The sequence below is a fragment of the Achromobacter sp. 1L-A-4-B-C2 genome (assembly GCF_057291955.1).
In genome coordinates, this window is sequence record NZ_JBXAWP010000003.1 from 310432 (window position 1) to 322288 (window position 11857).

The following is an 11857-nucleotide window of genomic DNA, read 5'->3' on the forward strand; positions in this document are numbered from 1 at the left end:
GATAAGCGATCAAGCCGCCGAGGCTTGCTTGCTGACCAGCTTTTCCTTGATACGTGCCGACTTGCCCGAGCGGTTGCGCAGGTAGTACAGCTTGGCGCGGCGCACGTCGCCGCGGCGCTTGACTTCGATGCCGGCGATTTGCGGCGAGTACAGCTGGAACGTACGTTCCACGGCTTCACCCGACGAAATCTTGCGCACGGTGAACGCGGAGTTCAGGCCGCGATTGCGCTTGGCGATAACAACGCCTTCGAAAGCCTGCACGCGCTTGCGGGTGCCTTCAACGACGTTCACGCTCACGATGACGGTGTCACCAGGAGCAAATTCAGGCTTGGCTTGGCCGCCGGTCAGACGGGCAATTTCTTCCTGTTCCAGGATAGCGATAAGGTTCATGAGAACTCCTAGATCATCATGTCTTTGCGGGCTAAAACTTTTGCCGTTCGTTTTTTACCGATGTTGTTACTGGTGCCGCAAGCAGAGGATGAGATTTGGCAAACCAATGATTCTACACCAAAAGTTGGCTAGGCCGTCGGGTAGAATGGCGCCCTTCCGGCAGCTTGCTGTACCCTAGCGGCTTCTGTAACAAACACGTCATTCGGCGCTGTTCCCTCATGTCGTATACGTCCCTGATATTGGTCGTCCTGGCGGCGATGGCCCACGCTACGTGGAACCTGCTTGCCAAGCGCGCGGCCATGGTGGGCGCGCCTTTTGTGTTTGCCTACGGGCTGTGCGCCTCGTTGCTGTACGCCCCCTGGGTCATCTGGGTGCTGATCCACGACGGCATGACATGGACGTGGCCCGTCGTCGGCGCCATCCTGACATCCAGCCTGTTGCATCTGGGCTACAGCCTTTGCCTGCAACGCGGCTATCAGGTTGCCGACCTGTCCGTGGTGTATCCCATTGCGCGAGGCACCGGCCCGCTGCTTTCCACGACGGGGGCATTCCTGCTGCTGGGCGAACCCGCCACCGGCACCGGCATTGTCGGCATGCTGTGCGTGGTGATCGGCGTGCTGATGATCGCCACCCAAGGGCGTCTGACCATCTTCAAGCAGGCCCAAGCGTGGATCGGCGTGCGCTGGGGCGTGGTGATCGGCCTGTTCATCGCCGCCTACACCGTGGTGGACGCCTATGGCGTGAAGGTTCTGTTGATCAGCCCCGTGCTGTTCGATTGGTTCACATGCGTAACGCGCACCGCCATGATGACGCCCCACATGATGAGCCGGCGCGCGCAAGCCTGGCAGTCCATGCGCGGGCACTGGCACCTGGCGCTGGCCGTGGGCCTGCTGTCTCCGTTGGGGTACATCCTGGTGCTATATGCGCTGCGCAACGGCGCGCCGTTAAGCCTGGTGGCGCCTGCCCGCGAAATGTCGATGATGCTGGGCACCCTGGCCGGCATGTTCCTGCTGCGCGAAAAGGTCGGGCCGGGGCGGTTGGCCGGTTGCGTATCCATTCTGGTGGGCGTGGTGCTGCTGGGCTCCAGCTAAGCCTGCCACGCTGAGCTCGCCGACGCGAAGCTTGGCGCACGCCTAGCCTGCCGTGGCCGTTCAATGTATCGGTCGCGATTGTTTGAAAATCGAGCTCGTGCGATTCAGAAGCCAGCGGCGGCTCCAAGCCACATCAGGCCGGGGATGATTGCGCCCCACGCCAACACCATCACCACATCCAGCACCATGGCCTTCATGGTGACTTGCGACGTTACGGGTTCAACGGTGGCGTTGCCCAGACTGCGCTCGCGTACCGCCGACACCGGCAAAGCGGGGGCCATGGCAGGTGACAAGGCGGGCGCCATCGCGGGGGTAACGGCAGGCACCGGTACCGGTGTCACAACCGATGGCATCCCGCGCGTCGCCCCGCGCTCGACCAAGCCGCCCTCTTGGGCCGGCGTGGGCGGGAACGGCCAGCGCGCGGGAGACGTGCCCGAGCGGCTGCGCTGGCGCGGTTCGTCACCGGCGGACGCGGTATTCCACGGCATGGCCAGGCCCGCCAGCTTGGCGCAAGCGGCGCGGGCTCGATACGCGCCACGGCGCAGCGGGTTCAACGAGACGATGAGCTCATCTGACAAAACGGAAAAATCAGCGGTGTTCATGAGAACTCCTTGAAGAAACGATTCCACGCCGCCGCAGCGGCCGACACGGCGAGCGGCCGTGATCAATCGAACAGCGACAACTGGCCGGCCGCCAGCGCCTGCAACTGGCGCGCCCCGCGGCCATAGCCGCCGGAAACTGCCGGCAGGCCGTCAGAAAGGGGGACCCCTGAAGACGCTTGCACGCCAACCGGGGATAGGAAAGCGGTAGAGGAAGGGGTAGCGGGCACAGTCACCGCAGAGCCGGCCGACGACGCCACTGCTGCGGACACAGCCGAAGAGGCCGTGCCCTGCCCTGCAAGCGGGCCCGCCGAAAACAGAGACGGCGTGGCGCCCGCCGCCAGCGGCGGCTGGAAGCGATCGCAGTCCAGCGCGAGCCTGTGGCGGTTCAGCCCCAGCTTGCGGGTCGCGACGGCGAAGCGCTGGCGCAGCAAGTCTGCCCAGATGCCGGTGCCACGCATGCGCGAGCCAAAATTAGGGTCATTGCGGCGACCGTTGCGCAGGTCTTCTATGCGATGCAGCACGCGCTGGGCGCGGTCGGGGTAATGGGCGTTAAGCCAATCCTCGAACAGGGTTTTGACCTCCCAGGGCAGGCGCAAGACGGTGTAGCTGGCGTAATGCGCGCCGGCCGCCTTGGATTCCTGGAGGATGTGTTCCATGGATTCATCATTGATGAACGGGATGACAGGCGCCACCAGCACGCCGACCGGCACGCCGGCATCCGTAAGGCTGCGCACGGCTTCCAGCCGCCGCCACGGCGCTGCGGCACGCGGCTCCAGCGTGCGCGCCATGCCGGCGTCCAGCGTGGTGATGCTGATATAGACGACCACCAGATTCTGCTCAGCCAGCGCTGCAAGCAGATCGAGATCCCGGGCGACCAGCGCGTTTTTCGTGACGATGGTGACGGGATGCCGGGTTTCCAGCATCAGTTCCAGCATGCCGCGCGTCAGCCGCCAATCGCGTTCGATGGGCTGGTAAGCGTCAGTGGCGGAACCGATATTGATGGGCGACGGCTTGTAGCCGGGGCGCCCCAGTTCGGCGCGCAGCGCATCCACGGCGTTTGCCTTGGCCACCAGGCGGGTTTCGAAGTCCAGCCCGGGCGACATGCCCAAATACGAATGCGTGGGCCGCGCATAGCAGTACACGCAGCCGTGCTCGCATCCGCGATACGGGTTTACCGCAACGTCGAAGGGGATATCGGGCGAGTCATTGCGCGACAGCATCTTGCGCGCTTCTTCGGCCGTGACGGTTGTCTTGGGTGCGGGCGGAGCCAGCCGCGTATCAGGAACGATGGGGATGACCGTGGCGCCAGGGCGCGCGCCAGCCACCGGCGCGTGCGCGGAGCCGGACCCGGCTTCAGGAGAATCGCCCGAAGCGGAATCCGTGAATGTATCGGAAAAGGAGTCGGAGAAAGAGTCGGGGACGGATTCCACGAAATCCGCCGGCAAGCCTGAACCGGACCAACCGTCGTCGACCTGCACACGGTCATCGCGCTGAAAGCGATGCCGAACATTAGTAACCGCACCCCGACCGCGCAAGGCGGCGGGGGCGGCAGCCGGGGACCCAGAACCGGCGGGAAAAGAATGATCGGTGCGTGCCATAAAAACTACTGTACAAAAACACAGTGGTTTTGACAAGCACCAAAAGCCTTTCCGTAAGACAGCCCCACTTTACCGCAAGACGCGAGGCGCGTCTGAACAAATCGATTTCATCAGGCGATATCGCCCGGAAACCCGCACCGGCATTAGGTTTGGAAGAAATACAACATCAAAAATCGGGCCGAAAGTCCGTTGTTTTCCGGCCCGATTCCACCCTAGCGCAACATGCCCGCCGCAGCCGTCTGATGCGTGGCTTCATCGATCAGAATGAAGGCGCCGGTCGTCGGCACATCAGCGTACCGATCCACCGCCAACGCCTCGCGCGTGGTGAACGTCACGCGACCGATGTCGTTCATCTGCAAGGTGCCTTCGGTGTTCTCGACTTCCTGCAATTCGTGGATGTCGCGATGCGAGAGCACCGCGCGAATCTTTGCCGACGTCAGCCGCGTGCCCGACTTCAACAGATACTTGCGCGCCGGGTTCAATGCTTGCGCATCCAGCCAGCACAGCTCGGCTTCGAACTCGCGGGTGACTTGCGCCGGCGCCGCCGTGTGCACGATGACATCACCGCGCGACACGTCGACATCGCGATCCAGCACCACCGTGACCGAGTCGCCTGCCACCGCCTCGTCCAGCACGCGGTCAAAGACGCGGACTTCGCGCACCACCGCACTGACGCCCGACGGTTGCACGGTGATCGCGTCGCCCGCGCGCAGCACGCCGCTGGCCAACCGGCCGGCGTAACCGCGAAAGTCTTCTTTCTGATCACCCCCGTGCCGCGCCACCCACTGCACGGGAAAGCGCAGCGGCAAGGCACGGCCGTCGCTGGCAAGGTCCAACGATTCCAGCAGCGCCAGCAAAGGCTGGCCCTCGTACCAGGGCGTCTTGGGCGACAGCGTCACGACGTTGTCGCCATTCAGCGCCGACAGCGGCAGCGCATCGAAATGGGTGATGCCAAGCTTGGCGGCGAGTTCGGCATACGCATCGCGAATGCGCTTGAACACGGCGCGATCCCAATCGACCAGGTCCATCTTGTTCACGGCCACCACGATGTGGCGGATACCCAGCAGCCGCGCAATGGTGCTGTGCCGCTTGGTCTGCGGCAGCAACTTGCCGTCGGCCGCGCGCGTGGCGTCGATGAGGATCACGGCCACGTCCGCCGTGGACGCGCCCGTGACCATATTGCGCGTGTATTGCTCGTGGCCGGGCGCATCGGCAATGATGAATTTGCGCGCGGGTGTAGAGAAGTACCGGTAGGCCACGTCAATCGTGATGCCCTGCTCGCGCTCGGCTTCGAGCCCGTCGGTCAAGAGGGAAAAGTCGATGCCGTCGCCCGCCACGCGCTTGTGCTTGGCGCGCGAGATCGCATCCAGCTGGTCGGCGAATACGCCCTTGCTGTCGTACAGCAGGCGGCCGATCAGTGTGGATTTGCCGTCGTCGACGGAGCCCGCCGTGATCAAGCGCAGCACGCCCGTGCCGGCGCCGGAAAGGAAAGAATCGTTCAGTGCGTTCATGGTGCGTCCCCTGCCGCCGGCCGCAGCCGGCGTTGTGCATTCAGAAATAGCCTTCCTTCTTGCGGCGCTCCATCGAGGCCTCGGAAGTCTGGTCGTCCATGCGCGTTGCGCCGCGCTCGGTGATGTCGGTCACCGCCGTCTCGGCGATGATGGCGTAGGTGTCGGCCGCGTCGGAAGCCACCGGGCAGGTGCACGAAATATCGCCCACCGTGCGAAAGCGGACCGGCATCCGCTCGACCTGCTCGCCGTCTTGCGGCGGCGTCAGGCGGGTCACCGGCACCAGCAGGCCCTTGCGCCGGACGACCTCTCGCTGGTGGCTGAAGTAGATCGACGGCAACGCCAGCTTCTCGCGCTGGATGTATTGCCAGACGTCCAGTTCCGTCCAGTTCGAAATCGGGAAGACACGCATGTTCTCGCCGCGATGCACGCGCGTGTTGAACAGGTTCCACAGTTCAGGGCGCTGTGCCTTGGGGTCCCATTGGCCGAATTCATCGCGGAACGAAAAGATGCGCTCCTTGGCGCGGGCCTTTTCCTCGTCGCGGCGCGCCCCGCCGATGCAGGCGTCAAAGCCGAATTCCTCGATGGCTTCCAGCAGCGTCACCGCCTGCGCCGCATTGCGCGAGTCGGTTTCGCGCCGCAGCACCACGCTGCCACGCTTGATGGAGTCCTCGACGCTGCGCACGATCAGGGTCTCGCCCAATTCGGCTGCGCGCTGATCACGAAAGGCGATGACTTCATCGAAGTTGTGGCCCGTGTCGATGTGCATTAGCGGGAAGGGAAAGCGGCCCGGGCGAAACGCCTTTTCCGCCAGGCGCAGCAGCACCACGGAGTCCTTGCCGCCCGAGAACAGCAGCACGGGCTTTGCGCTCTCGGCGGCCACCTCGCGCATGATGAATATCGCTTCCGATTCCAGCCAATCCAGGTGGCTGCGTTGGATCACAGCAGACATAGGTTATTCCCCTAAGACAGAATTTGAATTCATGGACGGCGTCATTCGCCGCGCGTCACGACACTGATGACGCGGTTGCCCGCGTGCAGACCGCATTCCTTGGAATCCGACGATTCCCACCACCATCTTCCGGCGCGCACGTCCTCGCCCGGCCGGATGGCGCGCGTACAGGGCTCGCAGCCGATGGACGGGTAGCCCTGGTCGTGCAGGGGGTTGTAGGGCACATCCAGCGCACGGATCACTGCCCACACGTCGTCCTCGCTCCATTCGGCCAGCGGGTTGAACTTGGTCAGGCCGAACACGGGGTCTTGCTCTTGCAAGGGCAGTTCGCCGCGCGTGGTGGATTGCTGGCGCCGCTGCCCGGTGATCCAGGCGCTGCGCCCGGCCAGCGCGCGTCGCAGCGGCTCGACCTTGCGAATCTGGCAACAGGCTTTGCGCAGATCCACGCTTTCATAGAACGCATAGGCGCCATGCTGGGCAACGTGCTGCTCCACCGCCGCCGCCACGGGCCGGTACACCGTGACATCGCGCCCATAGCGCGCGCGAACGGCATCCAGCACGCCCAGCGTTTCCGCATGCAAGCGGCCCGTATCCAGGGTGAACACTTCCAGGTCCAGGCCCGAGTCGTAGAGGGCATGCGTCAACAACATGTCTTCAGCGGCCAGCGACGACGCCAGCGCGGCGTCCGGATAGCGCTGCTGAATATCGGCCAGACGCCGCACCAGCGCCTGCCAACGCTGCGCCAGCGCGGCGTCCTGGATGGAAGGAAAATCAACAGAGGTTGTCATGGTTGCACCGCAAAGATCCGGGCGCGCCGGGGACGCGCCAACAACGTATCGCCATCGCGCAGGTCCAGTTCCCGATACAGGTGCTCGGGCACTTCCGCTTCGATGATGGCGTCGGAATCCTGGCGCGCCAGTTCCAGATAGGCGCTGGGGCCGGCCAGATAGGCGTGCGACAGGCGCACCGCAATGCCCTGCCCGCCCGCGCGATAACGCTCGATCTCGAACTCGTGCGGACGAACGTAAGCGGTGGCGCGCTGCGCATGGGCTTGCGCCAGGTCAGGCGCCGGCAGCGACAAGCCGGCGCCTTCCCAGACTCCGCCCGTGGCCACGCCTTGCAGCTGGTTCACATCGCCCAGGAAGCCGTACACAAACGGCGTCGCGGGCTGTTCCCAGACTTCACGCGGCGTGCCCACCTGCTCAATACGGCCGGCGTTCATCAGCACCACGCGGTCGGCGACCTCAAGCGCCTCTTCCTGGTCGTGCGTCACAAACACACTGGCCACGTTCAGCTCGTCATGCAGCCGGCGCAACCAACGACGCAGTTCCTTGCGTACCTTGGCGTCCAGCGCGCCGAACGGTTCGTCAAGCAGCAACACGCGCGGCTCCACGGCCAGCGCGCGTGCCAGGGCGATACGCTGACGCTGGCCGCCGGACAGCTGCGCCGGATAACGATCCGCCAGCCAATCCAGCTGCACCAGCGTCAGCAGGTCATGCACCTTGCGCTGGATCTGGTCTTCGGACGGGCGCTGCGACCGGTGCTTCACGCGCAGGCCGAACGCCACGTTCTCGAACACCGTCATGTGCTTGAACAGCGCGTAATGCTGGAATACGAATCCCACCTGGCGCTGGCGCACGTCCACGTCCGTGGCGTCTTCGCCCCCGAACAGGACGCTGCCCGAATCCGGCAATTCCAGCCCGGCGATGATGCGCAACAGCGACGTCTTGCCGCAGCCGGACGGCCCCAGCAACGCCACCAGTTCGCCGGTTTCGATATGCAGCGACACGTCGTTCAGCGCCTGGAACTGGCCGAACCGCTTGGATAGATTACGTACTTCGATACTCATGCCTGTCTCCGTCTGGGCCGTCGCGCGTTACGCGATGGCCGGCTTGATCGTTGCGGCCGCTGCACCGGGATACTCGACCGGCAGGTCGGCGGCGCGCAGCATGCGCGCGTTACGCCACTCGACCAGGTTTTTCGCCACCAGGGTCACCAGCGCCAGCAGAGCCAGCAACGAGGCCACGGCGAACGCGGCCGAGTACTGGTATTCGTTGTAGAGAATTTCCACGTGCAGGGTCATGGTGTTGGTCAGCCCGCGCACCTGGCCGGACACCACCGACACCGCGCCAAATTCACCCATTGCCCGCGCGTTGCACAAGATGGCTCCGTACAGCAGGCCCCACTTGATATTGGGCAGCGTCACGCGCCAGAAGATCTGCCAGCCGCTGGCGCCCAGCGTCAGCGCCGCCTGTTCTTCTTCGCTGCCTTGCGCCTGCATCAACGGGATCAGCTCACGCGCCACAAACGGAAAGGTCACGAACAGCGTGGCCAGGATGATGCCGGGCACGGCGTAGACGATCTTCCAGTCGTGGTCCTGCAACCAGCCGCCAAGCCATCCTTGCGTGCCGAACAACAGAATGAAAACCAGGCCGGCCACCACGGGCGATACCGAGAACGGCAGGTCGATCAACGTGATCAGGAACTGCTTGCCGCGAAACTGGAACTTGGTGATGGCCCATGCCGCCGCCACGCCAAACACCAGGTTCACCGGCAACGCGATGGCAGCCACCAGCAAGGTCAGCCGGATGGCGGACAGCGCATCGGGTTCCACGATGGCATCCAGGTACAGCTGCCAGCCTTTCTTGAAGGCCTCGGCGAACACTGCCGCCAGCGGCACCAGCAGGAACAGGGTCAGGAATGCCAGCGCAACAAACAGCAAGATGCCGCGCACCCAGCGCGGTTCGGTCAAATGGGCGGGACGATCCGCTGCGCTCATGCCAGCCTCCCAAGGTTGCGGCGGGCTTGCCAGCCTTGCAGCAGGTTGATGACCAACAGCATGACGAAGGACAGCACCAGCATCACGGTCGCGATGGCGGCGGCGCCGGCGTAGTCGAATTGTTCCAACTTTGAAATGATCAGCAGCGGCGTGATCTCGGACACCATCGGCATGTTGCCGGCAATGAAAACCACCGACCCGTACTCGCCGACTGCCCGCGCGAACGCCAGCGCAAAGCCCGTCATCAACGCCGGCACCACGGTGGGCAGCAGCACGCGGCGGATGGTCTGCCAGCGGCTGGCACCCAGGCTGGCCGCCGCCTCTTCGATTTCGCGTTCTACGTCTTCCAGCACCGGCTGCACCGTGCGCACCACGAAGGGCACGCCGATGAAGATCAGCGCAATCACGATGCCCAGCGGCGTGAACGCCACCTTCCATCCAAACCACTCGGACAGCGGCGCGCCCAGCCAGCCTTTTTGCGAATACAGCGCGGTCAGCGCAATGCCCGCCACCGCGGTGGGCAATGCGAAGGGCAGGTCCACCAGAGCGTCCAGGATCTTCTTGCCGGGAAAGCGATAGCGCACCAGCACCCAGGCCACCACGGACCCGAACACCAGGTTGACCAGGGCAGCGATCAGCGAGGCGCCAAAGGTCAGTTGATACGACGCCATCACGCGCGGCGCCGTCACCGTGTCCCAAAACCCTTGCCACCCGAGTTCGGCGCTTTTGATGGGCAGCGCAGCCAGGGGAATCAGCACAAGCACGCTCAGGTACAGCACGGCGTAGCCCATGGAAATACCGAATCCGGGCAGCACGCCCGGGCTGTTGCGCCGAACGGCAAAAGGCGCTTGCGCGCCGATTGCCGTCGGGGGGGAGGCAGTTGTCATAGCCGTCGTCCGAAAGTCGTGTCGTTATTTCTTTTGCGGCAGGTAGATCTGGTCGAAGGTGCCGCCATCACTGAAGTGATCTTTCTGCGCCTTGCGCCAGCCGCCAAAGATCTTGTCGTCGATGGTGACGAGCTTGACCTTGGGGAACTTGCTTTCGTACTTGGCGGCCACCGTCTTGTCGATGGGGCGGTAATAGTTCTTGGCGATGATTTCCTGCGCGGCGGGCGTGTACAGGAATTCCAGATACGCCTGGGCGGCGGCGCGCGTTCCCTTCTTGTCCACGATCTTGTCCACGACGGCCACCGGCGGTTCGGCCAGGATGGACAGGGACGGCACCACGATGTCGAACTTGTCGGGACCCAGTTCTTCAAGCGCCAGGAAGGCTTCGTTTTCCCACGCCAGCAGCACGTCGCCCACGCCGCGTTCCACGAACGTGGTCGTGGCGCCGCGTGCACCGGTGTCCAGCACCGGCACGTGCTTGAGCAGGTCGCCGACATAGGCGCGAGCCTTCTCTTCGCTGCCGCCGTTCTTTTCCAACGCGTAGGCCCAGGCAGCCAGATAGTTCCAGCGCGCGCCGCCGGAAGTCTTCGGGTTGGGCGTGATGACTTGCACGCCGTCCTTGATCAGGTCGTCCCAGTCCTTGATGCCCTTGGGGTTGCCCTTGCGCACCAGGAACACGATGGTGGACGTATAGGGCGAACTGTTCTGCGGCAGGCGAGACTGCCAGTTTTCGGGAATGAGCCCCCGGTCCGCAATGGCGTCGATGTCATAGGCCAGCGCCAGCGTCACCACGTCGGCTTCCAGCCCATCGATGACCGAGCGCGCCTGGCGACCCGATCCGCCGTGCGACTGGCGTATGGTCAGATCGACGCCAGCCTTGTCCTTGTACTGCTTGATGAAGGCATCGTCGATGGCGCGATACAGCTCGCGCGTGGGGTCATAGGACACGTTCAACAGTGTTTGCTTTTGCTGCGCTTGCGCCGGCGCCACGGCCGTCAGAGATACCGCCACCGCTGCCAGCGCGGCCAACCAACCCGCTTTTCCGAAAGACATCCCTTGCTCCCTGTATTTTCAATATGGAAGCAAGTGTGCTGGCTGCGCATTCTGAACGGAACGAATCATTATTTGATTGCTCATCGCTCGCAGGCATATAGGACCGCCGTCCCAGCCATGAAAAAACCGCCGCGTTCTCCTATGGAGAAGGCGGCGGTTCGGGCGGCTCAACGCCGCGTTTTTTAGCGGGAGGCTACCCCCCGGAATTCGAATTTACTTATTCGGTTGGGGCGTGATGCGCAGGTAAGGACGCACGGCCTTATAGCCTTTGGGGAACTTCTCTTTGATGACGGCCTCGTCCTGCAGGGACGGAACAATGATCACATCGTCGCCATCTTCCCAGTTGACCGGCGTGGCCACGCTGTGGCTGTCGGTCAATTGCAACGAGTCGATGACGCGCAGGATTTCATTGAAGTTGCGGCCCGTGCTGGCCGGATACGTGATGATCAGGCGCACCTTCTTGTTCGGGTCGATGATGAACACCGAACGCACCGTCAAGGTGGCGTTGGCGTTCGGGTGGATCATGTCGTAAAGCTCGGAGACCTTGCGATCCTTGTCGGCCAGGATCGGAAAGTTGACCTTGGTGGACTGCGTGTCGTTGATGTCTTCGATCCACTTCGAATGCGAATCGGCGCCGTCCACCGACAGGGCCAGCACCTTCACATTGCGCTTGGAGAATTCGTCAGCGAGCTTGGCCGTGTAACCCAGCTCGGTCGTGCACACCGGCGTGAAGTCGGCCGGATGCGAAAACAGCACCCCCCAGCTATTGCCCAGATATTCGTGGAAGCGAATGGGACCGGCCGAGGAATCCTGTTCGAAATCGGGGGCGGTATCGCCCAGACGTAGATGACTCATGGTGTCTCCTATTTGAGGATTCAGTGGGGAGGATCTGGCCGCCCGCCTTGCGGGGGGCAGCGCAGGATGGCGTTTCAAAGCCGAGCTTACTGCTTGCGAAACGATTCTTCCATCAAACCTTCGGTCGAGGAAATACGCAAGC

General features: G+C 63.6%; 12 protein-coding genes. 1 reads left to right on the top strand and 11 read right to left on the bottom strand.

Annotated elements, in window-relative coordinates:
• Positions 1 to 9: 9 nt before the first annotated feature.
• Positions 10 to 390, bottom strand: a complete 381-nt coding sequence (gene rplS / locus AC0Z35_RS14955; RefSeq protein WP_006218237.1) for a 50S ribosomal protein L19 — start codon at positions 388 to 390, stop codon at positions 10 to 12.
• 218 nt (positions 391 to 608) lie between these two features.
• Here rplS and AC0Z35_RS14960 point away from each other — a divergent pair, with 218 nt between their 5' ends.
• Positions 609 to 1481: a DMT family transporter gene (locus AC0Z35_RS14960; protein WP_219991944.1), complete on the top strand. Its 873-nt coding sequence runs from the start codon at positions 609 to 611 to the stop codon at positions 1479 to 1481.
• A 104-nt stretch (positions 1482 to 1585) separates the two neighbouring features.
• On the opposite strand, the gene AC0Z35_RS14965 is transcribed toward AC0Z35_RS14960, so the two are convergent.
• The 10 genes from AC0Z35_RS14965 to AC0Z35_RS15010 form a co-directional block, all read right to left on the bottom strand.
• A complete protein-coding gene (locus tag AC0Z35_RS14965; protein WP_104143157.1) occupies positions 1586 to 2083 on the bottom strand; it encodes a hypothetical protein in 498 nt (165 codons plus the stop codon).
• Between the two features lie 62 nt (positions 2084 to 2145).
• Positions 2146 to 3681, bottom strand: a complete 1536-nt coding sequence (locus AC0Z35_RS14970) for a PA0069 family radical SAM protein (protein ID WP_485132382.1) — start codon at positions 3679 to 3681, stop codon at positions 2146 to 2148.
• A 212-nt stretch (positions 3682 to 3893) separates the two neighbouring features.
• Positions 3894 to 5192: a sulfate adenylyltransferase subunit 1 gene (locus tag AC0Z35_RS14975; protein ID WP_485132381.1), complete on the bottom strand. Its 1299-nt coding sequence runs from the start codon at positions 5190 to 5192 to the stop codon at positions 3894 to 3896.
• Positions 5193 to 5232: 40 nt separating this feature from the next.
• The gene (cysD, locus tag AC0Z35_RS14980; protein ID WP_046802746.1) at positions 5233 to 6141 is read right to left on the bottom strand and encodes a sulfate adenylyltransferase subunit CysD; all 909 of its coding nucleotides are present in this window, start codon (positions 6139 to 6141) and stop codon (positions 5233 to 5235) included.
• A 41-nt stretch (positions 6142 to 6182) separates the two neighbouring features.
• Positions 6183 to 6929: a phosphoadenylyl-sulfate reductase gene (locus tag AC0Z35_RS14985; protein ID WP_104143152.1), complete on the bottom strand. Its 747-nt coding sequence runs from the start codon at positions 6927 to 6929 to the stop codon at positions 6183 to 6185.
• Positions 6926 to 7990, bottom strand: a complete 1065-nt coding sequence (locus AC0Z35_RS14990) for a sulfate/molybdate ABC transporter ATP-binding protein (protein ID WP_046802744.1) — start codon at positions 7988 to 7990, stop codon at positions 6926 to 6928. Before AC0Z35_RS14990 ends, AC0Z35_RS14985 begins: the two co-directional genes overlap by 4 nt.
• 27 nt (positions 7991 to 8017) lie before the next feature.
• Positions 8018 to 8920 carry a sulfate ABC transporter permease subunit CysW gene (gene cysW / locus AC0Z35_RS14995; protein WP_046802743.1) on the bottom strand — a complete coding sequence of 301 codons (903 nt, stop codon included), beginning with the start codon at positions 8918 to 8920 and terminating at the stop codon, positions 8018 to 8020.
• On the bottom strand, positions 8917 to 9807 hold the full coding sequence (gene cysT, locus AC0Z35_RS15000; RefSeq protein ID WP_046802742.1) for a sulfate ABC transporter permease subunit CysT: 891 nt from the start codon (positions 9805 to 9807) through the stop codon (positions 8917 to 8919). Before cysT ends, cysW begins: the two co-directional genes overlap by 4 nt.
• Before the next feature lie 24 nt (positions 9808 to 9831).
• Positions 9832 to 10860 (bottom strand): sulfate ABC transporter substrate-binding protein, encoded by a 1029-nt coding sequence (locus AC0Z35_RS15005; protein ID WP_104143150.1) that lies wholly within the window; start codon positions 10858 to 10860, stop codon positions 9832 to 9834.
• Between the two features lie 213 nt (positions 10861 to 11073).
• Entirely contained in the window at positions 11074 to 11715 is a 642-nt protein-coding gene (locus AC0Z35_RS15010; protein WP_485132380.1) for a peroxiredoxin, read from the bottom strand.
• Between the last annotated feature and the right edge of the window lie 142 nt (positions 11716 to 11857).

What these genes read in the sequence shown, in the direction of transcription:
- AC0Z35_RS14985 (WP_104143152.1), bottom strand. Translation starts at nt 6,929, where the DNA reads ATGACAACCTCTGTTGATTTTCCTTCCATCCAGGACGCCGCGCTGGCG.
- cysD (WP_046802746.1), bottom strand. Translation starts at nt 6,141, where the DNA reads ATGTCTGCTGTGATCCAACGCAGCCACCTGGATTGGCTGGAATCGGAA.
- AC0Z35_RS14975 (WP_485132381.1), bottom strand. Translation starts at nt 5,192, where the DNA reads ATGAACGCACTGAACGATTCTTTCCTTTCCGGCGCCGGCACGGGCGTG.
- AC0Z35_RS15010 (WP_485132380.1), bottom strand. Translation starts at nt 11,715, where the DNA reads ATGAGTCATCTACGTCTGGGCGATACCGCCCCCGATTTCGAACAGGAT.
- AC0Z35_RS14965 (WP_104143157.1), bottom strand. Translation starts at nt 2,083, where the DNA reads ATGAACACCGCTGATTTTTCCGTTTTGTCAGATGAGCTCATCGTCTCG.
- cysW (WP_046802743.1), bottom strand. Translation starts at nt 8,920, where the DNA reads ATGAGCGCAGCGGATCGTCCCGCCCATTTGACCGAACCGCGCTGGGTG.
- AC0Z35_RS14960 (WP_219991944.1), top strand. Translation starts at nt 609, where the DNA reads ATGTCGTATACGTCCCTGATATTGGTCGTCCTGGCGGCGATGGCCCAC.
- rplS (WP_006218237.1), bottom strand. Translation starts at nt 390, where the DNA reads ATGAACCTTATCGCTATCCTGGAACAGGAAGAAATTGCCCGTCTGACC.
- AC0Z35_RS14970 (WP_485132382.1), bottom strand. Translation starts at nt 3,681, where the DNA reads ATGGCACGCACCGATCATTCTTTTCCCGCCGGTTCTGGGTCCCCGGCT.
- AC0Z35_RS14990 (WP_046802744.1), bottom strand. Translation starts at nt 7,990, where the DNA reads ATGAGTATCGAAGTACGTAATCTATCCAAGCGGTTCGGCCAGTTCCAG.
- AC0Z35_RS15005 (WP_104143150.1), bottom strand. Translation starts at nt 10,860, where the DNA reads ATGTCTTTCGGAAAAGCGGGTTGGTTGGCCGCGCTGGCAGCGGTGGCG.
- cysT (WP_046802742.1), bottom strand. Translation starts at nt 9,807, where the DNA reads ATGACAACTGCCTCCCCCCCGACGGCAATCGGCGCGCAAGCGCCTTTT.